Source organism: Clostridium sp. CM041, from assembly GCF_055081035.1.
This window is the reverse complement of record NZ_CM143648.1, coordinates 1,968,063-1,990,757: the sequence shown is the minus strand read 5'-3', so window position 1 is coordinate 1,990,757 and position 22,695 is coordinate 1,968,063. Positions and strand designations below refer to the sequence as shown.

The following is a 22,695-nucleotide window of genomic DNA, read 5'->3' as shown; positions in this document are numbered from 1 at the left end:
TGATATATCAACTACATATTATCAAATTAAAAATTATTATACGATGGAGGTACTAATATGAAAGTTAATAGAAGATTTGAATTATTTAAGGATGTAACTGATGAGCAATGGAACGATTGGAAATGGCAGGTTAAAAATAGAATTGAAGACGTGGATCAACTTAAAAAGTATATACCATTAACGCAGGAAGAAGAAGAAGGAGCTAGGAAATGTGTTCAAACATTAAGAATGGCTATAACTCCTTATTACTTATCATTAATAGACCCTAATGATCCAAACGATCCAATAAGAAAACAAGCTATACCAACAGGGCTTGAATTACATCAGGCACATGCTGATTTATTGGACCCATTACATGAAGATTCAGATTCTCCAGTGCCAGGGTTAACTCATAGATACCCAGATAGAGTATTGCTTTTAATAACTGATCAATGCTCAATGTACTGCAGACACTGTACAAGGAGAAGATTCGCAGGTCAAAGCGATAGTGCTATGCCAATGGAAAGAATAGATAAAGCAATCGAATACATTAAAAATACTCCACAAATTAGAGATGTATTATTATCAGGCGGAGATGCTCTACTTGTTTCAGATGATAAATTAGAATATATAATTAAAAAATTAAGAGCAATTCCACACGTTGAAATAATAAGAATGGGTTCGAGAGTACCAGTGGTTCTTCCACAAAGAATTACAAAAGAATTAGTTGATATGTTAAAGAAATACCATCCAATTTGGCTAAACACTCACTTTAATCATCCGAATGAAATTACAGAAGAAGCAAAACTTGCATGCGCGCGACTTTCAAATGCAGGAGTACCTCTAGGAAATCAATCAGTTCTTTTAAGAGGAGTTAATGACTGTGCACATATAATGATGGACCTTGTACATGAGCTTGTTAAAATTAGAGTAAGACCATACTACATCTATCAATGTGATCTTTCAATGGGACTTGAGCACTTTAGAACACCAGTATCTAAAGGAATAGAAATTATTGAAGCTTTAAGAGGCCATACTTCAGGATTCTGTGTTCCAACATTTGTTGTTGACGCTCCAGGTGGCGGTGGTAAAATACCAGTAATGCCAACTTATATTATTTCTCAAAGTCCTGAAAAAGTAGTGCTTAGAAACTTTGAAGGAGTTATAACTACTTATGAACAACCAACTAGTTATACTTCAGGTTGCAACTGTGAAGTTTGCGAAGGAAAGAAAAAGGTTCACAAAGTAGGAGTAGCAGGGCTATTAAACGGTCAGCAAATGTCTATGGAACCAGCTGGACTTGAGAGAAATCTAAGAGGACATCACGAGTAAAATTAAGGACAGCATAAACAACCCAAGCATTTTTAATATGATTCAAAAATATGACAGTGTTTCTATCATAGGAATGAATAAAAATGTAGGAAAAACAACCACCTTAAATCATATATTGAGAGAAGCCAGAGGGGAAATATCCCTAGGGCTTACCTCTATAGGAAGAGACGGAGAAGAGTTGGACCAAGTAACTGCTACTGAAAAACCTAAAATTTACATTGAAGAAGGAACTATAATTGCTACTGCAAAACAATGCTTATTGAATAGTGATATTACCAGGGAGATTTTAAAAACTACTGGTTTTAACACTCCTATGGGTGAAATAATTATATGCAGAGCATTAAGTGACGGATATGTAGATTTAGGAGGTCCATCCGTAAATTCTTATATGACTTTAATATGTGATGATCTTAAAAGGTTTGGAAGTGAGCTTGTAATTGTGGATGGTGCCCTTAATAGAAAAACCTTCGCCTCTCCATCAATTACAAATGCTACAATTTTATCAACTGGAGCGGCGCTGTCAAAAAGTATGGTTAAGGTTATAGAAGAAACTAGTCATACTGTTAAATTACTATCATTAGAAAATGAAAAGAATGATGAAGTATTAAATCTCGCTAATGAAGTTTTGCGCATTGGCAGAATAGGTATTATTTGCAAAGATAATACTATAAAAATGTTAGACGCAATTACAGCATTGGGATCTTCTAAGGAGATTATTGAGTTTTTAGATGAGAATGCCTCCTATGTAGTTATTAAAGGTGTAGTTTCAGATAACCTACTAGAAGATATTATGACATCTACAAATAAGTATAAAGGTGTAATTTTCCTAGTTGAAGATGGAACAAAGCTCTTTTTAACTAGGGAAACCCTTTATAAATTTAAAAAGCAAGGCGGAATTATTAAAACAATAAATCCTATTAATATAGTATGTGTTACATCCAATCCAAAATCACCTTATGGGTATGAATTTGATAAGCATAAGTTTTTAGATGGGCTTAGGAATAAATTAAATATACCTGTATTTGATGTAATTGGAGGGGAGTAAAATGAAATTTTTAGATCAGCAGCAGAGAGATCAAATTGGTTTTTCTTTTGTTATGGATAAATTGGGGATAACTACTTCTTATGGGCTTGAGGAGAAAAAAAATATTAGACCATTTAAAGATTCAGAAATAAATGAATTAACTCATGAATTAAATAATCTAGAAAATATGATTAAATCAATGAGAACTCATAGTCAAGAGTATAATGGAATAGGAAGAATATTTTGTAAACTAAAAGATGTTAGAAATTCTATTAAAAGATGTAATGAATCAGAAACATTAGATGAGGTTGAATTATATGAAATTAAATATTTTTCGATATTAGTAACAGATTTAAAAAATATTTTGGATAAATTACAGCTTGATATAGAGGAGGTTCATCTAAATTCTTTAGATGAGATTATCTCTCTCCTAGACCCACAGAAGAAGGGAATGTCTACTTTTTATGTTTATGATGAGTATTCTAAAACTTTGAAAAGCATTCGTGAAAAGAAGAAACAAAAGGAAAAAGAAATTTTTACTGTGAAAACTGAGGAAGAAGTAAATGAACTAAAGAAGCAAAGGTTAGATTTAGTTATAGAAGAAGAAGAGGAAGAACTAAGGATTAGAAAAGAGTTAACACTCCAGATTTCTAAAGAAGCTGAGACCATAAACCAAAATATAAAAGCCATAGGTAGATTAGACTTTTTGATTGCCAAAGCGAATTTATCTATAGATTATAATGGTTCTCGTCCAAAAATTTGTGAAAAAATGAAGATTAATCTTGATGAAGCCTTTAATCCTGAAATTAAAGAAATATTAGAAAAAGGTAAAAAGGTATTTACTCCAGTTAGTATAGATCTATTTGGCGGTACAACTATTATAACTGGTGCTAATATGGGTGGGAAAAGTGTTACCCTTAAGACTATTGTTCTGAATTTACTGCTTGGTCAAATGGGTTTTTTTGTATTTGCAAAAAAAGCTCAATTCCCAATCCTTAATTTTATTCACTTTGTTTCAGATGATATGCAGTCCATATCCAAAGGCTTAAGTACATTTGGTGCAGAAATAATAAAGTTAAAAGAAGTGGTAGAGTCTGCAAAAATAGGAAATGGATTTATAGCTCTAGATGAGTTTGCAAGAGGTACTAATCCAAAAGAAGGGTACTATCTTATGAAATCTCTTTCTAAATACTTGACTAAATTTCAATCAATAAGCCTAATTTCAACTCATTACGACGGAGTAGTTGAGGATAATATGGAACATTATCAAGTAATGGGACTTAAAAATGTAGATTTTAGTGCGCTAAAGTATAAGATAGATTTAAATAAAACTCATTCTGTTGAAATAATACAACAACATATGAATTACAAGCTAGAAAAGGTTTCAAAAGAAAATGAAGTGCCAAAAGATGCACTTAATATAGCAGTATTACTAGGACTCGAAAAGGAAATAGTGGATATAGCAAAAAGTTTCTATAATTAGGAGGAATAAAATGGAAAGTAAATTAAATATGAATTGGGATGTTGTGAGTAAAGCTAGACAATCAGCTAAAAACATAGCAAAAGATACTCAAGAGTTTATTGACATACATACTACAGTAACAGTAGAAAGAACTGTGTGTAGACTTTTAGGTATTGACGGGGTAGATGAAGTTGGAGTACCAATTCCAAATGTAGTAGTGGATAACATTAAAAATGGTAATGGATTAGCACTTGGTGCGTCAATGTTTATAGGGAATGCTATGGTTGAAACTGGTCTTTCACCGCAAGAAATTGCTGAGAAAGTAGCTAAAGGTGAAATGGATTTAACTAAAACTCCTATGCATGAAGAATTCGAAATCAAAATGGCTGTAGATAAAGTAGCTAAAGAAATGGTTGCTAAAATTAAAGAAAATAGAGGCAAAAGAGAATCATACCTTGAAAAATTTGGCGATAAGAGTGGCCCATATCTTTATGTAATAGTTGCTACAGGTAACATTTATGAAGATATAACCCAAGCAAGAGCAGCTGCTAAGCAAGGCGCAGATGTAATAGCCGTAATAAGAAGTACAGGACAAAGTTTACTTGACTTCGTTCCATACGGAGCTACAACGGAAGGTACTGGAGGAACACTTGCAACACAGGAAAACTTCAGACTTATGAGAGAGGCCCTTGATGAGGTTGGAGAAGAATTAGGGAAATATATAAGACTTTGTAATTATTGTTCTGGATTATGTATGCCTGAAATAGCTGCTATGGGAGCTATAGAAAGATTAGACGTAATGCTCAATGACGCTTTATACGGAATTCTTTTCCGCGATATCAACATGCAAAGAACTATAGTTGACCAATATTTCTCAAGAGTAATAAATGGATTTGCGGGAGTTATTATAAACACTGGAGAAGATAATTATTTAACTACTGCAGATGCAGTAGAAGAAGCTCATACAGTGCTTGCTTCACAATTTATAAATGAACAATTTGCATTAGTTGCTGGAATTCCAGAAGAACAAATGGGACTTGGACATGCGTTTGAAATAAGTCCAGATGTTGAAAATGGATTTATATATGAATTAGCACAAGCGCAAATGGCAAGAGAAATCTTCCCAAGAGCACCACTAAAATATATGCCTCCAACTAAGTTTAAGACTGGAGATATATTTAAAGGACAAGTACAAGATACATTATTTAATATGGTAACTATTATGACAGGACAAAAATTACACCTTCTTGGAATGCTTACAGAAGCAATACACACTCCATTTATGTCAGATAGAGCGTTATCAATAGACAATGCTCAATATATATTTAGCACTATGAAGAATTTAGGATCAGAAATCACCTTCAAAAAAGGTGGCATGATGGAAACAAGGGTTGATGAAGTATTAAATAAAGCAGCAGATCTAATTGGAGAAATTGAAAAAGAAGGTTTATTTACTACAATACAGCAAGGGAAATTTGCAGGAATTAAGAGACCTTATACTGGTGGAAAAGGACTTGCGGGAGTTGTAGAAAAAGAAAAGGCTTACTTTAACCCATTTATAGATTTAATGTTAGGGGGAAATAAATAATGAGTGAAGGACAATATTCATTAGAAGTTAAAGAGTATGATCAAAATTTGGATTTAACAAAGATTAAACCCTATGGAGATACTATGAATGATGGTAAGGTTCAAGTGAGCTTTACACTTCCAGTAGAAGATAATGAAAGAGGAGTAGAAGCAGCACTTCAACTTGCTAAATCTATGGGACTTAAAAATCCAAGCTGTGCTCATCATGCATCTTTAGATAAAGAATTTTCTTTTTATGTTATTTATGGTTCATTATCTCATTCTGTAAACTATGAAGAAATTCATGTTCAAACTGTAGAAGTAGAAACAATGGATATGAAACAAATTGGAGAATATATAAAAGAAAACATTAAACGTGACGTTGTAATAATTGGAGCTAGTACAGGGACAGATGCTCATACAGTTGGTATAGATGCTGTAATGAACATGAAGGGATTTGCAGGACACTATGGTCTTGAGAGATACCCTATGATAGAAGCTTTGAACTTGGGAAGCCAAGTTGAGAATGAAGAATTTATCAAAAAAGCTATAGAGCTTAAAGCAGATGTTCTTTTAGTTTCTCAAACAGTTACTCAAAAGGATGTACACATCCAAAACCTTACTAATCTAGTAGAATTATTAGAAGCAGAAGGAATCAGAGATAAAGTTGTCTTAATTTGTGGAGGTCCAAGAATAACTCATGAACTTGCTAAAGAGCTTGGATACGATGCAGGTTTCGGACCAGGAAAATTTGCTGATGATGTAGCAAGTTTTGCTGTTACGGAGATAGTTGAGAGAGGTTTAATTTAATAAATTTATATTAAAAAATAGGGGGTACATCTTTAATTGATTTATTTAATCATTTAAAGATGTACCCCTTTTGTTGTTATAATAAAAACTTCCTAGAAAAAGAATAATCCTAATCCAATAATAATACCTGAGTATAATAAGTCAATTACACAAAAACCCATTACGTCCTTAGCGTTAAGTCCAGCAATTCCAAGAGCAGGTAATGCCCAAAAAGGTTGAATCATATTAGTCCATGCATCTCCCCAAGCAATAGCCATAGCAGTTTTCGCAGCAGGTACGCCTAAAGCTGCACCAGCAGGCATCATAATAGGAGCTTGAACTGCCCATTGACCACCGCCAGATGGTATAAAGAAGTTAACAAGGCCTGCACTTAAAAAAGTGAATAGTGGAAAGGTATGTTGATTAGATATACTAACGAAAGAAGTAGACATAACGCCTGCAAGAGAAATTCCAGCAGCACTTGTACCTACCATCATTCCCATAATACCTGCGTAGAATGGGAATTGAAGTATAATTCCAGCAGCGCCTTTGGCGGCATCTGTAATTGCATTAACAAATCTTCTAGGAGTTCCATGAAGAGCAACTCCTAGGAACAAGAAAATGGCATTAACAATATTTAGATCGAGGCTACCACCTTTAACAAAATAGTAAACAATATAACTAAAGCCCATAATTGCTAATAACATTGAGATAAGAGTGCTGTTTTCAAGTTTATCAGCAGGAGTCATTGCTTCTTTAGCTATTATAACTACTGGTTCCTCAACCAAAAGTTTTGTATCTATAGTAACAGTATGATCCTTGTCAGGATGCATAGCTTTGTTTATAAGAGGCAATGTTATTAATAGTACAGCTAATATAATTAAATTGTAACCTGAAAACAATGTAGCACTAGTTGGTATAGGGGAAGTAACAACGCCTGCAGTAGCTTTTACAACTTCAGGACCACCCGAAGCAACTACTAGTGGGATAGAACCAGAAAGACCAGCGTGCCATACTAAAAAGCCTGAATAAGCAGAAGCTATTAAAAGCCTATAATCTACTCCTTTAACTTCTTTAGCTAATTCCTTAGCGAAAATAGCCCCAATAACTAAACCAAAGCCCCAGTTAATCCAACAAGCTATAGTAGAAATAAGTGTAACCAAAATAATTGCTTGACTTGGTGATTTAGGTATTTTGGCAAGGGTCTTAAGACCTTTTTTAAAAGATGGTGCATTGGCGAGAGCATGGCCTGTAACTAATACTAATGCCATTTGCATTGAAAAGGCAAGTAATGTCCACAAACCTTTGCTCCAGTGAATAGTCATAGCTAAAGGACTTTGCCCAGTAAGAACTACACCTAAAATTAATACGAAGAATGTTAGAAGTACAGCAAATATGAATGGGTCTGGTAAATATTTTTGGACAAGGTTAACACAACCATTTGTAAATTTTTTGAACATTTTGATTCCTCCTTATTAACTATATAAATTTAAAATGCTCCTATGTAATAATATTCTATATTATGAAAAAAAAGTACCTGTAGAATAGACGCTTTTTCCAAAGTGTCTATTCTACAGGTATCAATATAATCTTAAAATAACTTTTGATCATTTTTAGACAGTCCCTTAGCTATTATGATATGAACATTAATCCTAGTCCGATAATAACACCTGAGTATAATAAGTCGATTATACAGAAGCCCATTACGTCCTTAGCACCGAGACCGGCAATTCCAAGAGCAGGTAATGCCCAGAAGGGTTGAATCATGTTAGTCCATGCATCTCCCCATGAAATAGCCATAGCAGTTTTTGCAGCAGGCACGCCTAAAGCTGCACCAGCGGGCATCATAATGGGAGCTTGAACAGCCCATTGTCCACCACCAGATGGTACAAAAAAGTTAACAAGTCCTGCGCTTAGGAAAGTGAATAGAGGGAAGGTATGTTGATTAGATATACTAACAAAAGAAGTAGACATAACTCCCGCGAGAGAAATTCCACTAGTACTTGTACCAACCATCATGCCCATAATACCTGCGTAGAATGGGAATTGAAGTATAATTCCAGCAGTTCCTTTAGCCGCGGATGTAATTGCGTTAACAAACCTTATAGGAGTTCCATGAAGAGCAATTCCAAGGAACAAGAAGATAGCATTAACAATATTTAAATCAAGACTACCGCCTTTAACAAAATAATAAATAATATAACTAAAGCCCATAATAACTAATAATATTGAGATAATAGAACTATTCTCAAGTTTATCAGCAGGAGTCATATTTTCTTTAGCTATTATAATCGCTGGTTCCTCCACCAAAAGCTTTGGATCTATAGTAACTGTATGCTCCGTGTCAGGATGCATAGCTTTGTTTATAAGAGGCAAGGTTACTAAAAGTATCCCTAATATAATTAAATTATAACCTGAAAACAATGTAGCACTGGTCGGTATAGGTGAAGTAACAACACCTGCAGTAGCTTTTACTACCTCAGGACCACCTGTAGCAACTACTAGTGGTATAGAACCAGAAAGACCGGCATGCCATACTAAAAAGCCTGAATAAGCAGAAGCTATTAAAAGTCTATAATCTACGCCTTTAACTTCTTTAGCTAATTCCTTAGCAAAAATAGCTCCGATAACTAGACCAAAGCCCCAGTTAATCCAACAAGCTATAGTAGAAATAATTGTAACAAGAATAATTGCTTGACTTGGTGATTTAGGGATTTTTGCAAGAATTTTAAGACCCTTTTTAAAAGATGGTGCATTGGCAAGCGCATGACCTGTAACTAATACTAGCGCCATTTGCATTGAAAAAGCGAGGAGCGTCCACAAACCCTTACTCCAGTGAATAGTCATAGCTAATGGTCCTTGACCAGTAAGCACCATCCCTAAAATTAATACTAGAAAGGTAAGGATTACAGCAAATATGAATGGGTCTGGTAAATACTTTTGGACAAGATTAACACAACCATTTGTAAATTTTTTAAACATTATTATTCCTCCTATTTTATTATGTGAAATTAATCTATACAAGAAAACATATTTATGATTTTTTGTGAAAAAATATTAATATGTATGACAAAATTATACATGACATCATATAATAAGTCAAAAAAGGAGAAATATATTTTTATGAGTGAAAATTTATATACAAAGGAGGAGGCAAAAAAATAGGTGTGGTATTTTATTCGTTAAAACCTGCAACATCTTTATAAAATTTTCATATAATAGTATTATAGAAAAATTTAGGAGGGTAAAAGTTGCAAACCCTAAAAATAGGCTCAAGAGGAACATCGGTAATGGAAATACAAGCACTACTTAATAAATTAGGCTATGATGTAGGAGGAATAGACGGAATTTACGGAACTAAAACGGCACAGGCAGTATTGATGTTTCAAAGATATTTTGGCTTATCACCTACAGGCACAGTAAATGATGATACTTATAAACTTATGAATAGATTTTTAATGGGTTATGATACTTATAGAATTAGACCGGGTGATACAATATACCTTATAGCAAGTAAGTACTTTGTGACCGTAGAAAGTATAATTACTGCAAATCCTCAAATAAATCCTAACAACTTGCAGGTTGGAGAGGTGATCATAGTTCCATATTCATTAGATGTAGTTTTTACAAATATTGATTACACTTATGATATTATGAAAAAAGATTTAGAAGGGCTAAAGGCTAGATACCCATTTATTGAAGTGGCTAGTGGCGGCAAGAGTGAGCTTGGAAAAGAACTTTATTATGTGAAACTCGGTAATGGACCCAATAAAGTTTTTTATAATGGATCTCATCATGCTATTGAATGGATAACTACTGTGCTTTTGATGAAGTTTATTGAAAACTTTTCTAAAGCCTATGCAACAGGTGAAAATATAGAAGGGTATAGTGCCTTAGATATCTGGAATAAAAGTACTATATACATTATGCCTATGGTAAATCCAGATGGGATTGACTTAGTGCTTAATGGCCTAGAGAGGAGTAACCCATACTACAATGATTTAATTAAGTGGAATAATGGGAGTTCTGATTTTTCTAAAACATGGAGTGCTAATATTCGCGGTGTAGACCTTAATCATAACTATGATGCTATGTGGCAAAAATCAAAGGACGCGGAAAAAAGTTATGGCGTATATGGACCGGGCCCTACAAGATATTCAGGTACTGCGCCAGAATCAGAATCAGAGTCTAAAGCGGTAGCAGATTTTACAAGAAAACATGGATTTAGATTAGTAATAGCGTATCACACCCAAGGGGAGGTAATATACTGGGATTTTCAAAATTTGGCAAGCGCTGAGGCTAGAAAAATAGGAGAGGTATTTTCCTCTTTAAGTGGTTATGAATTAGGAGAAACATACGGAATCACAAGCTATGCAGGATATAAGGATTGGTTTATAGAAAAATATAGAAGGCCAGGTTATACCATTGAGGTCGGAATTGGAAAAAATCCTCTGCTAATAAGTCAGTTTAATAAAATTTATAAGGACAATATTAAAGTTTTATTAGAAGGGGCATTAATTTAGGAATCTAAAAGAAAAAGCTCTTAGACCACAAATGTTTGATTGTGTGCTAAGAGCCTTAATTTTTAGTCCACTTCCGCTATAAAGTCTTCCCAGTTTGAATAAAGGGTTTCAAGTTCGGTTTTAATACTAGAAATTTGATTGTTTGTCTCAACACTCCGACTAGGACTTGAATAAATCTCTTCAAGGCAAAGATCACTATTTAATTTTTCTAATCGCTGTTCCGATGAGGTTATTTTATCTTCTAGGTCTTTTAAATCTATTTTCTTTTGTTTTTCTAGTTTTTGTTCATCTCTCTTCTTTCTTTTATCAAGATTTATTTGAGTTTTTGACATGCCGTCGTATGCTTCCTCTACTTGGAACCTTAGAGGGTTTTTCTTTTTTTCAATATAATAAGTATAATTACCTAAATACTCTTTAAGGCCATCTCGTTTTAAATCAAGTATTTTAGTAATTACCTTGTTTAAGAAATACCTATCATGAGAGATTACAAGAACAGTACCGTCATATCCAAGTATCGAATCTTCTAAAGCTTCACGAGACATAATATCTAAGTGATTTGTTGGCTCATCTAATAGTAAGAAGTTAGATTTTGATAACATTATTTTTAGAAGATTAATTCTACATCTTTCACCGCCACTCAATGTGGATATACTTTTAAATACATCTTCTCCTATGAATAAAAATGAAGCTAATGCAGTACGTACTTCTGTGGTAGTAAGTTTAGGGAATTCATCCCAAACCTCATCTATTATAGTTTTTTCTGGATTCAAATTTGATTGTTCTTGGTCATAATATCCTACAAAAACATTTTTACCTAATATTTTTATGCCTGTATCACTTGAGAGATTATCCATTATAATTTTTAATAGAGTAGTTTTACCTCGACCATTTTCTCCAATAAGAGCAATCTTATCTGACCTTTTTATATCTAAATTTAAGTTTTGGAACAAAAGATTGTCTCCAAATCGTTTTGATAAATTTTCTATATGAAGAACATCATTTCCGCTTTTAATTTCTGTTTCGAAATTAATCCTAGTTTCCCTAAGATTTTTATCAGGAATATCAATTCTTTCTATTTTATCTAAGGATTTTTGTCTGCTATCTGCAGCCTTTACACTTTTTTCTCTATTAAAGGATCTATATTTAGTTATGATGTCCTCTTGCCTTTTTATTTCTGAGCGTTGCAAATTGTATGCTTTTAATTGAACTTCATAATTCTTTTTCTTTAAATCAATAAAATTTGTATAATTTCCATTATAAGAATCTACATGACCGTTAGTAAGTTCAAAAGTTTTATTGGTAATAGCATCTAAAAAGAACCTATCATGGGATATTATAAAAATAGTTCCTTTATAAGATTTCAAATAATCTTCTAACCATTCTATAGCATCTAAGTCTAGGTGGTTAGTAGGTTCATCTAATAAAAGGATATCGGGGTTTTTAAGTAATAATTTGCATAGTGCAACTCTAGTCTTTTGACCTCCACTTAATATATTTATTGGCTTATTATAATCTTCTTCAATAAAGCCAAGACCTTTAAGAACCTTATTTATTTCAGCTTTATATGTGTAGCCACCTCTGTTATTGTAAAGTTCACAGAGTAATGTATATTCTTTTATTATTCTATTATTATATTCTTCTTTGGAAGTATCATAAGGCTCATTCATTTTTGATTCTAAATTTTTAAGTCTTTTTTCGAGGTCTAGTAGGTTGTGGAATACTAAAAGGGTTTCTTCATATATAGTATTACTTAAAGTTAATTCAAGATTTTGAGATAGATAACCAACCTTTTTATTTTTATCTATAAATAGTTCACCATTATCATGATCCAATTGTGATGTGAGTATTTTAAAAAGCGTAGATTTACCTGCCCCATTAGCACCAATAAACCCAATTTTTTCACCTTCATTTATACTTAAAGTTATTTTGTCTAAAATAACATCTATGCCGTAACTTTTGTGAATATCCTTGCAACTTAAAACTATCATTGTTTTCACCTTCCCTGTTTTGTAGTATTAAAAAAAATTCAACTTAATTAGTTATAAATATTAATTAAAGTTGCTTCATATATTATTGTACTATTTATATTTAATTTTTTGTAGTAAAAAAGAAATATACATAGATTAATTTTAATAATAGTATAAATATATATATAATGGTAATAATTTCACAATAAATACTAAATTTATATCAAAAGTAGTTTTAATTTATAATAGTGTGTTACTATAGATAGTATGTAATTTATGATATTCGTAGAGGAGTGTATATTGTGGAAAGAAAAAAGAATATATCAATGGCAGTTATTAAAAGATTGCCTAAATACCATAGATATTTAAAAGAACTTTTAAGAAATGATGTAGATAGGATATCCTCGAAAGAATTGGGCGAAAAGATTGGGTTTACAGCATCTCAAATTAGACAAGACTTAAATTGTTTTGGAGATTTTGGACAACAGGGATACGGATATAATGTTAAAGAATTGTTGAATGAAATTAGTGGAATACTAGGACTCTCAAAAGAATATAAGATGGTAATAGTAGGCGCGGGGAATATCGGGCAAGCTATTGCCAATTATACTAATTTTGAAAAGCTATCATTTAACTTGGCGGGTATTTTTGATGTTAACCCAAAGCTTATAGGATTAAAAATTAGAGATGTTGAAGTAATAGACTTAGATGAATTAGCGCGTTTCCTTAAAGCGACACCAATAGATATTGGAGTAATATGTGTTCCACATATTAGTGCTCAAAAAGTTAGTGACATAATGGTAGCAAATGGGGTTAAAGGTATATGGAATTTTGCACCTGTGGATTTAGAGGTACCTGTAGAAACAATTGTGGAGAATGTCCATTTAAGTGAGAGTTTGCTAACACTTAGTTGTTTAATGAATGACAAATCATATTTATAAAAGTTACAAAGTTTATAAAATTTATGGAAGCAATAAGATTAATTTAAAAGATTGTGAATATTTCTTGTTGAAATAATTACTAAAAAGAGATATAATGTAATTGAGGCGAAGGGCTTCAATTACATTTAGGTTTATCTGTTATATTATTAACAAATATTTAATGAATGGATTAATTCGTAAGGAGTTGATTGTTATGGAATACAAAAATATTGTTCTTCAAAAACAAGACAAAGTTGCAATACTTACAATTAGTAGACCAAAGGCTCTAAATGCATTAAATACAGAAACATTAAAAGAGCTAGATTTAGCAATAGATGAAATTGCTGAAGATGATAAAATCTACGCAGTGATCTTAACAGGAGAAGGGAAAGCTTTCGTAGCAGGGGCTGACATCACCGAAATGAAAGATCTTAATGTTATGGGTGGAAGGAAATTTGGAAATCTAGGGAATAAAGTTTTCAGAAAACTAGAAACTTTAGAAAAACCTATAATAGCTGCAGTAAACGGTTTTGCGCTAGGTGGAGGATGCGAACTTTCTATGGCTTGTGATATTAGAATAGCTTCTTCAAAAGCAAAATTTGGACAACCTGAGGTAGGCCTTGGAATAACTCCTGGCTTTGGAGGTACGCAGAGACTTCCTAGACTTGTAGGACTTGGAATGGCTAAAGAACTAATTTATACAGCAAAGATTATTAATGCGGAAGAGGCATTAAGAATTGGACTTGTAAATAAAGTAGTTGATCCAGAAAATTTATTATCAGAAGCTAAAGCACTAGCAAATACAATTGCAGGACAAGCACCTATTGCTGTAAGTTTTTGTAAGGCAGCAATCAATAAGGGAATACAAATAGATATAGATTCAGCGCTTTCATACGAATCAGAGATATTTGGAGAATGTTATGCGACTGAAGATCAAAAAAATGGAATGACAGCATTTATTGAAAAAACAGAAAAATGCTTTAAAAATAAGTAATAAAAAGTATTCTGTAAAAAGAATAGGCAGATAACAATTAAAGATTATTATTTGTCACAGAGAATAGTGAGGAGGAAAGTTCATGAATTTTGCATTGACAAAAGAACAAGAATTTGTAAAACAGATGGTAAGTGAGTTCGCATTAAACGAAGTTAAACCTTTAGCTGCGGAAATAGACGTGACAGAAAGATTTCCTAGCGAAACTGTAGAGAAAATGGCTAGATACCATATGATGGGTATCCCAATAGCTGCTAAATACGGTGGAGCAGGCGGAAATAATGTATCATACATTATGGCTGTTGAAGAATTATCAAAAGCATGTGCAACTACAGGAGTTATACTATCAGCTCATACTTCATTATGTGCTAGCCCAATAGATGCTTTCGGTACAGAAGAACAAAAAATGAAATATTTAGTTCCACTTGCAAAAGGTGAAAAACTAGGAGCTTTTGGACTAACTGAACCTAATGCAGGAACAGATGCGTCAGGTCAACAAACTACAGCAACTTTAGATGGTGATAACTATATATTAAATGGTTCAAAAATATTTATCACAAACGGTGGAGTAGCAGATACATTTGTAGTTTTTGCAATGACTGATAAAACTAAGGGAACAAAAGGAATCACTGCTTTCATAGTTGAAAAAGAGTTTCCAGGATTCTCAATTGGTAAACACGAAGATAAGTTAGGAATAAGAGCATCATCAACTACAGAACTTGTATTTGAAAACTGCATAGTTCCTAAAGAAAACATGCTTGGAAAAGAAGGAAGAGGGTTCGGTATCGCAATGAAAACCCTTGATGGCGGAAGAATCGGAGTAGCGGCTCAAGCCCTAGGAATTGCAGAAGGCGCACTCGATGAAGCTACTAAATACATGAAAGAAAGAAAACAATTTGGAAAACCACTTTCAGCATTCCAAGGTTTACAATGGATGGTTGCTGAATTGGATGTTAAAATTGAGGCTGCTAAACTTTTAATATATAAAGCAGCATGGAATAAAGATAATGGTTTACCATATACAGTAGAAGCTGCTAGAGCAAAATTGTTTGCGTCAGAAACAGCTATGGAAGTTACAACTAAAGCTGTTCAAATCTTCGGAGGATATGGATATACTAAAGAATATCCATTAGAAAGAATGATGAGAGATGCGAAGATTACTGAGATATATGAAGGAACTTCAGAAGTTCAAAGAATGGTTATAGCTGGAAATTTATTAAAGTAGGAGGAGATTAAGGAATGAATATAGTTGTATGTTTAAAACAAGTTCCAGATACAAACGAAGTTAAAATAGATCCTAAAACAGGAACACTTATAAGAGAAGGCGTTCCATCAATAATAAATCCAGATGATAAAAATGCACTGGAAGAATCTTTAAGGTTAAAAGATGAACATGGTGCACATGTAACAGTAATAAGCATGGGACCCCCACAAGCAGAAAAAGCTTTGAGAGAAGCTTTAGCTATGGGAGCTGATGAAGCAATATTAGTATCTGACAGAGCATTCGCAGGAGCAGATACATTAGCTACATCTCATGCACTTGCAGCAACTTTAAAGAAATTAGATTATGACGTAGTATTTGCAGGTAGACAAGCTATAGACGGAGATACAGCGCAAGTTGGACCTGAAATAGCAGAACATTTAAATCTTGCCCAAATAACATATGTTGAAAAAGTCGATGTGATTGAGGGTGGATTAAAAGTTAGAAGAGCTTGGGAAGACGGATATGAAGATATAGAAGTTAAGACTCCTGTTCTTTTAACAGCAATAAAAGAGTTGAATGAGCCAAGATATATGAATATAAAAAGCATTTTTGAAATGTTCCAAAATAAGGAAGTAAAAGTTTGGAATGCAGCAGATATCGGAGCAGACATAGCTGTTCTCGGTCTTAAAGGTTCACCAACAAAGGTTAAAAAGTCTATGACTAAAGAAGCTAAGGGAAAAGGCGAATTAATACAATTACCAGCTAACGAAGCTGCTTTATATGTAGTTTCAAAATTAAAAGAAAATCACTTTATCTAAGAAGCAAGGAGGATTAAGTTATGAATATAGAAGAGTACAAGGGCGTATGGGTCTTTGCTGAGCAAAGAGACGGAGAACTTCAAAAGATTTCATTTGAACTTTTAGGTAAGGGACGTGAAATAGCAGATAAATTAGGAGAAGAATTAACAGCTGTATTACTTGGAGATAAAACAGATGATATGGTTAAAGAATTAGTAGCATATGGCGCTGACAAAGTAATAGTTGCTAGTCATCCATTATTGGGCCACTTTACAACTGATGCATATACAAAAGTAATATGTGATCTTGCAAATGAAAGAAAACCAGAAATTATATTTGTAGGAGCAAGTTATTTAGGAAGAGATTTAGGACCAAGAGTATCAGCAAGACTTTCAACGGGACTTACTGCTGATTGCACTTCATTAGATATAGATGCAGAAAACAACAATCTAATGATGACAAGACCAGCATTTGGAGGAAACTTAATGGCCACAATAGTTTGCGGAGAACATAGACCGCAAATGGCTACTATTAGACCGGGAGTTTTTGAAAAATTAGATAGAGATGAAAAAAGAAGCTGCCCAGTTGAAAAAATAACTGTAAACTTAGAAGAATCAGATATCAGAACTAAAACAGTAGACGTTGTAAAAGTTGCTTCAGTTTTAGCGGATATTGGAGAAGCTAACATTATAGTATCTGGTGGTCGTGGAGTAGGAAGTAAAGAAAACTTCGCGTTACTTGAAAAGCTTGCAGTTACCATAGGCGGAGTTGTTGGAGCATCAAGAGCTGCAGTTGAGAATGGTTGGATAGATAAAGCAGTTCAAGTAGGTCAAACAGGAAAAACTGTAAGACCAACTGTATACATAGCTTGCGGTATTTCAGGAGCAATTCAGCATTTAGCTGGTATGCAAGATTCTGATTTCATAATAGCTATAAACAAAGATGCAACAGCACCAATCATGAAAGCTGCTGATGTAGCAATCGCTGGAGATTTCATAAAAGTTATTCCAGAGATGATAGCTCAGATTAATACATTAAGAAATAAATAATTATATTTTAAAATAGTATTTAAATGAACTTGCTCTAATGCTGAAATTTAGCATTGGAGTAAGTTTTAAAAATATTTATTACTTTTAGTTTTTAATAAAATAAAAGGAGTGTGTTATTATGAAAAAGATTTTTGTACTTGGAGCTGGAACTATGGGAGCGGGTATTGTTCAAACATTTGCAGTAAGTGGTTGCGAAGTAATAATGAGAGATATTAAAGATGAATTTGTTGATAGAGGACTTGTTACAATTAAAAAGAATTTAGAAAGATTAGTTAAAAAAGAAAAAATTACTGAAGCACAAATGGAAGAAATACTTTCAAGAATTACAGGAACTACTGATATGGAATTAGCAGCAGACTGTGATTTAGTAGTTGAGGCAGCTGTAGAAATTATGAAAATAAAGAAAGAAATTTTTGCAGAGCTTGATAGAATCTGTAAACCAGAAACTATCTTATCATCAAATACATCATCACTTTCTATAACTGAAGTAGGAGCTGCTACAAATAGACCTGACAAAGTTATAGGAATGCATTTCTTTAATCCAGCTCCAATGATGAAGCTTGTAGAAATAATTAAAGGAATGGGTACGTCCGCTGAAACTTTCGATGCAGTTAAAGAAATTGCAATTGCTATCGGTAAGGATCCAGTAGAAGTTGCTGAAGCTCCTGGATTTGTTGTAAACAGAATATTAATACCAATGATTAACGAAGCTGTAGGAATACTTGCAGAAGGTGTTGCATCTGCAGAAGATATCGATAAAGCAATGAAACTTGGTGCTAATCATCCAATGGGACCTCTAGCACTAGGAGACCTTATAGGTCTTGATGTATGTCTTGCTATCATGGATGTTTTATATACTGAAACAGGAGACAATAAGTACAGAGCTCATAGTCTTTTAAGAAAATATGTTAGAGGTGGATTGCTAGGAAGAAAAACCAAAAAAGGAATATTTGATTATTCGAAATAAGATATTATTTTAATATGAACAATGAATTTAGAGAGCATTACAACTTGTAGAGGGGTTGTAATGCTCTTGTTTTAATGTTGACTTTACATTGTTAATGATATATCATTAACAATGTAACGAAGTAATGACAAAAGTTGGTATAAACAACTAAGTATAGACGTATAAAAGAATGTAATATTTTTTAAAAATGGGGGGAAATGTAATGAATAGATTTACGTTACCAAGAGATATTTATTTTGGAGAAAATTCATTAGAGGTGTTAAAAACTTTAAAAGGCAGAAAAGCAGTAATAGTTACTGGCGGAAGCTCTATGAAAAGATTCGGATTCTTAGATACGGTTGAAGCTTATTTAAAAGAAGCTGGAATTGAAGTTAAGCATATTACAGGAGTAGAACCAGATCCATCGGTAGAAACAGTTATGAACGGTGCATCAGTAATGAGAGAATTCCAGCCGGACTTAATAGTATCAATCGGGGGTGGTTCACCAATTGACGCAGCAAAAGCTATGTGGATTTTTTATGAGTATCCAGAATTTACTTTTGAACAAGCGGTTATACCATTTGGTATTCCTAACTTAAGACAAAAAGCTAAATTTATAGCTATACCATCAACTAGTGGAACAGCAACCGAAGTTACAGCATTTTCAGTAATTACTGACTATAAAGCAAAAATAAAATATCCTTTAGCGGATTTCAACCTAACACCAGATATAGCAATAGTAGACCCAGCACTAGCTCAAACAATGCCACCTAAATTAGTAGCATATACAGGTATGGATGCATTAACACATGCATTTGAGGCTTATGTAGCAGGACTTAGGTCAAGTTTTTCAGATCCCCTTGCAATGCAAGCTATAACTATGATTAGAGAAAATATATTAAAATCATTTGAAGGTAATGTAGAGGCGAGAAATGAAATGCACATTGCACAATGTCTTGCGGGAATGGCATTTTCCAACGCACTACTAGGAATATCTCATAGCATGGCACATAAAATAGGTGGAGTATTTCATGTTGCGCATGGCTTAGCTAATGCAATATTACTTCCATATGTTATAGATTTTAACAAAAAAACTTGTGGAGATAGATATGCTACAATTGCTAGAAGTCTTAATTTAGATGGAAATACAGAAGATGAATTAATTGATTCATTGACTGATATGATAAGAGATTTAAATAAAGCTATGAATATACCAACTTCTTTAAAGGAAAACGGAATGACAAAAGAAGAGTTTGATGCAAATGTAGATTTTATATCTGAAAATGCTATAAAAGATGCTTGCACAGGATCTAACCCAAGACCAATAAATGCTTGTGAAATGAAAAAAATATTAACTTGTACCTTTACGGGAGAAAAAGTTAAATTTTAACGACATTTCAGAAGGAAAGTCTCCCAATTCTATAAGTGGGAGTACCTACTATAAGTAGGAGTATAAATCTCCTTCTGAAGTCGTTAATATGCAGCTCCGCAGGAGATGATTTAATATTAGGCACATTATGAAATTGTGCCAATAGACAATAATTAAATGATTAAATGATTAAAAAGAGGACAGGTAGTAAAGAGCATTAGTATTTAATGCTCTTTACTACCTGTCTATTTTAAATTATTATTTTCATTATAATAAAGATTTCATGCGAAATTTATTTTGACAAAATAGAGATAATGTAAAATGTGATTTAACAAATATATAATTTAGATTTTTGTGGTAAAATGAATATATAATAACGAAGGTTTTAGTGTAGGAACATAGGCAGACCAAAGTCATAGATGAATATGGAGGATTAAAAATGTATAAAATAGTCGAAAAGAGAGCATTAGCACCTCAGATATTTTTAATGGATATTGAGGCTCCAAGAGTAGCTAAATCAGCAAAACCAGGTCAATTTATAATTATAAAGATGGATGAAAAAGGCGAAAGAATACCTTTAACAATTAGTGATTATGATGCGTTAAGAGGTACAGTAACTATAGTAGTTCAAACAATAGGTTGTTCAACAAAAGAAATGGAAAAGTATGAAATTGGTGACTCATTTTCAGATTTTGTAGGACCACTTGGACAAGCATCTGAATTAATGAGTGAGAGCATTGAAGATTTAAAGAAAAAGAAAATTGTGTTTGTAGCTGGCGGGCTAGGAACTGCACCAGTTTACCCTCAAGTTAAATGGCTCAGCGATCAAGGTATAAAGGCAGACGTAATAATAGGCGCAAAGGCTAAAGATTATGTAATTATGGAAGAAGAAATGAAGAAAGTAGCAGGGAATGTATATCCATGTACTGATGATGGTTCATATGGATATAAGGGGCTTGTCACAAATAAATTAAAAGAATTAGTTCAAAATGATGGCATAAAATACGATTTAGTTGTTGCAATTGGACCAATGATAATGATGAAATTTGTTTGCAAATTGACTGAAGAACTTGGAATATCAACTATTGTAAGCATGAATCCTATTATGGTTGATGGAACAGGAATGTGTGGAGCTTGCAGACTTACTGTAGATGGTGAGACTAAATTTGCTTGCGTTGATGGTCCAGAATTTGATGGTCATAAAGTTAATTTTGATGAGGCAATGAGAAGACAAACAATGTACAAAACTCAAGAGAGTTCTAAAGGTGAAGGCATTAAAGCAGGCTGCGGTTTAGGAGGTGCTAAATAATGGGTAAAATGAACAGAGTTGCAATAGGGGAACAAGATCCAAAAGTAAGAGCAACTAATTTTGAAGAGGTATGTTTAGGATATACAGAGGACGAAGCAGTTGAGGAAGCTACAAGGTGTTTAAATTGTAAAAAGCCAATGTGTGTTGGAAAATGTCCAGTAGCAATAGATATTCCTGGGTTCATAGCTCACGTAAAAAATAGAGAATTTACAGAGGCAGTTAAGGTAATTGCAAAATATAGTGCGTTACCAGCAGTTTGTGGAAGAGTTTGTCCACAAGAAACTCAATGCGAAAGTAAATGTATATTAGGAATAAAGGGAGATGCCATAGCTATTGGTAAACTTGAAAGATTTGTAGGTGATTATTCAAGAGAGTACAATATTGACCTTTCAGAAACAAAAGATAAAAATGGCATTAAGGTTGCGGTAATCGGAAGTGGTCCTTCAGGACTTACCTGCGCAGGAGATTTAGCTAAAGCTGGGTACGATGTAACTATTTTTGAAGCACTTCATGAAGCCGGTGGAGTTTTGGTATATGGAATTCCAGAGTTTAGGTTGCCAAAAGATACAGTAGTTAAATATGAAGTTGAAAATGTTAAGAAATTAGGGGTTAAATTAGAAACAAATGTGATAGTAGGACGAACAGTAACAATAAATCAGCTGATGGAAGAAGAAGCTTTTAAAGCTGTATTTATCGGTTCAGGTGCAGGACTTCCAATGTTCATGGGGATACCAGGAGAAAATTTAAATGGAGTATTTTCAGCTAATGAATATTTAACTAGAAACAATTTGATGAAAGCATTTAAAGAGGGGTATCAGACTCCTATAAGAACAGGTGAAAAGGTTGCTGTTGTAGGTGGAGGAAATGTTGCTATGGACTCTGTGCGTACAGCAGTGAGACTTGGAGCAGAAGGGCACATAGTGTACAGGAGATCAGAATCAGAACTTCCGGCAAGAGCCGAAGAAGTGCATCACGCAAAAGAAGAGGGAGTTATAATGGATTTACTTGTAAATCCAATTGAAATCCTAGGAGATGAAAAAGGAAATGTTATAGGAATGAAGTGTATAAGAATGGAGCTAGGAGAACCCGATGCATCAGGAAGAAGAAGACCTATAGCAATTGAAGGCTCGGAATTCATAATGGATGTAAATACGGTTATAATGTCTTTAGGTACATCACCAAATCCATTAATTCCTTTAACAACAGAAGGGTTAGAAATCAATAAATGGAAGTGCATAGTTGCAGAAGATGAAACTGGATTAACATCTAAAAAGAATGTATATGCTGGTGGAGATGCTGTTTCAGGAGCTGCTACAGTTATATTAGCTATGGAAGCAGGTAAAAAAGCTGCTAAAGCTATAGATGAAATGTTAACAAAATAGTAAAATTTAAAACAAACTCCATAAACGAAGGTTTATGGAGTTTGTTTTAAAAAAGTGAGGACAGGTAACAACTATTTGTTATAATA

The 22,695-nt window shown here is 33.4% G+C and carries 18 protein-coding genes; 15 read left to right on the top strand and 3 right to left on the bottom strand.

Features of this window, described 5'->3' with window-relative positions; translation table 11 throughout:
* Positions 1 to 57: 57 nt before the first annotated feature.
* Genes kamA through kamE form a run of 5 tightly spaced genes read left to right on the top strand, consistent with a single transcriptional unit; the run spans position 58 to position 6,173 of the window.
* Entirely contained in the window at positions 58 to 1,311 is a 1,254-nt protein-coding gene (gene kamA / locus ACWJJT_RS09305) for a lysine 2,3-aminomutase (protein ID WP_462954516.1), read from the top strand.
* Between the two features lie 37 nt (positions 1,312 to 1,348).
* Entirely contained in the window at positions 1,349 to 2,356 is a 1,008-nt protein-coding gene (kamB, locus tag ACWJJT_RS09300) for a lysine 5,6-aminomutase reactivase subunit KamB (protein ID WP_462954515.1), read from the top strand.
* Position 2,357: 1 nt separating this feature from the next.
* Entirely contained in the window at positions 2,358 to 3,818 is a 1,461-nt protein-coding gene (gene kamC / locus ACWJJT_RS09295) for a lysine 5,6-aminomutase reactivase ATPase KamC (RefSeq protein ID WP_462954514.1), read from the top strand.
* A 10-nt stretch (positions 3,819 to 3,828) separates the two neighbouring features.
* Entirely contained in the window at positions 3,829 to 5,385 is a 1,557-nt protein-coding gene (gene kamD / locus ACWJJT_RS09290; RefSeq protein WP_462954513.1) for a lysine 5,6-aminomutase subunit alpha, read from the top strand.
* The gene (gene kamE, locus ACWJJT_RS09285) at positions 5,385 to 6,173 is read left to right on the top strand and encodes a lysine 5,6-aminomutase subunit beta (RefSeq protein ID WP_462954512.1); all 789 of its coding nucleotides are present in this window, start codon (positions 5,385 to 5,387) and stop codon (positions 6,171 to 6,173) included. Before kamD ends, kamE begins: the two co-directional genes overlap by 1 nt.
* Positions 6,174 to 6,265: 92 nt before the next feature.
* On the opposite strand, the gene ACWJJT_RS09280 is transcribed toward kamE, so the two are convergent.
* Both ACWJJT_RS09280 and ACWJJT_RS09275 read right to left on the bottom strand, forming a co-directional pair.
* Positions 6,266 to 7,612 (bottom strand): TIGR00366 family protein, encoded by a 1,347-nt coding sequence (locus ACWJJT_RS09280; protein WP_462954511.1) that lies wholly within the window; start codon positions 7,610 to 7,612, stop codon positions 6,266 to 6,268.
* 172 nt (positions 7,613 to 7,784) lie between these two features.
* Positions 7,785 to 9,134 (bottom strand): TIGR00366 family protein, encoded by a 1,350-nt coding sequence (locus ACWJJT_RS09275; protein WP_462954510.1) that lies wholly within the window; start codon positions 9,132 to 9,134, stop codon positions 7,785 to 7,787.
* 269 nt (positions 9,135 to 9,403) lie between these two features.
* On the opposite strand from ACWJJT_RS09275, the gene ACWJJT_RS09270 reads away from it, so the two are divergent.
* Complete coding sequence (locus tag ACWJJT_RS09270) at positions 9,404 to 10,675, top strand: M14 family zinc carboxypeptidase (protein WP_462954509.1); 1,272 nt, start codon at positions 9,404 to 9,406, stop codon at positions 10,673 to 10,675.
* Positions 10,676 to 10,737: 62 nt separating this feature from the next.
* On the opposite strand, the gene abc-f is transcribed toward ACWJJT_RS09270, so the two are convergent.
* On the bottom strand, positions 10,738 to 12,663 hold the full coding sequence (gene abc-f / locus ACWJJT_RS09265; RefSeq protein ID WP_462954508.1) for a ribosomal protection-like ABC-F family protein: 1,926 nt from the start codon (positions 12,661 to 12,663) through the stop codon (positions 10,738 to 10,740).
* A gap of 281 nt (positions 12,664 to 12,944) precedes the next feature.
* On the opposite strand from abc-f, the gene ACWJJT_RS09260 reads away from it, so the two are divergent.
* From ACWJJT_RS09260 to gltA, 9 genes are all read left to right on the top strand, one after another.
* A complete protein-coding gene (locus tag ACWJJT_RS09260) occupies positions 12,945 to 13,583 on the top strand; it encodes a redox-sensing transcriptional repressor Rex (RefSeq protein WP_462954507.1) in 639 nt (212 codons plus the stop codon).
* 193 nt (positions 13,584 to 13,776) lie between these two features.
* Positions 13,777 to 14,556 carry a short-chain-enoyl-CoA hydratase gene (locus tag ACWJJT_RS09255; RefSeq protein WP_462954506.1) on the top strand — a complete coding sequence of 260 codons (780 nt, stop codon included), beginning with the start codon at positions 13,777 to 13,779 and terminating at the stop codon, positions 14,554 to 14,556.
* 82 nt (positions 14,557 to 14,638) lie between these two features.
* The gene (locus ACWJJT_RS09250) at positions 14,639 to 15,778 is read left to right on the top strand and encodes an acyl-CoA dehydrogenase (RefSeq protein ID WP_462954505.1); all 1,140 of its coding nucleotides are present in this window, start codon (positions 14,639 to 14,641) and stop codon (positions 15,776 to 15,778) included.
* A 14-nt stretch (positions 15,779 to 15,792) separates the two neighbouring features.
* Positions 15,793 to 16,575 carry an electron transfer flavoprotein subunit beta/FixA family protein gene (locus ACWJJT_RS09245; protein ID WP_165412575.1) on the top strand — a complete coding sequence of 261 codons (783 nt, stop codon included), beginning with the start codon at positions 15,793 to 15,795 and terminating at the stop codon, positions 16,573 to 16,575.
* 20 nt (positions 16,576 to 16,595) lie between these two features.
* Positions 16,596 to 17,603: an electron transfer flavoprotein subunit alpha/FixB family protein gene (locus ACWJJT_RS09240; protein WP_462954504.1), complete on the top strand. Its 1,008-nt coding sequence runs from the start codon at positions 16,596 to 16,598 to the stop codon at positions 17,601 to 17,603.
* 118 nt (positions 17,604 to 17,721) lie between these two features.
* The gene (locus ACWJJT_RS09235; RefSeq protein ID WP_462954503.1) at positions 17,722 to 18,570 is read left to right on the top strand and encodes a 3-hydroxybutyryl-CoA dehydrogenase; all 849 of its coding nucleotides are present in this window, start codon (positions 17,722 to 17,724) and stop codon (positions 18,568 to 18,570) included.
* 202 nt (positions 18,571 to 18,772) lie between these two features.
* Entirely contained in the window at positions 18,773 to 19,939 is a 1,167-nt protein-coding gene (locus tag ACWJJT_RS09230; RefSeq protein ID WP_462954502.1) for an iron-containing alcohol dehydrogenase, read from the top strand.
* Positions 19,940 to 20,357: 418 nt separating this feature from the next.
* Positions 20,358 to 21,227, top strand: coding sequence for a sulfide/dihydroorotate dehydrogenase-like FAD/NAD-binding protein (locus tag ACWJJT_RS09225; protein ID WP_462954501.1), 870 nt, complete (start codon positions 20,358 to 20,360; stop codon positions 21,225 to 21,227).
* Entirely contained in the window at positions 21,227 to 22,609 is a 1,383-nt protein-coding gene (gltA, locus tag ACWJJT_RS09220) for an NADPH-dependent glutamate synthase (protein WP_462954500.1), read from the top strand. The genes ACWJJT_RS09225 and gltA overlap by 1 nt, the downstream gene beginning before the upstream one ends.
* The last annotated feature ends 86 nt before the right edge of the window (positions 22,610 to 22,695 follow it).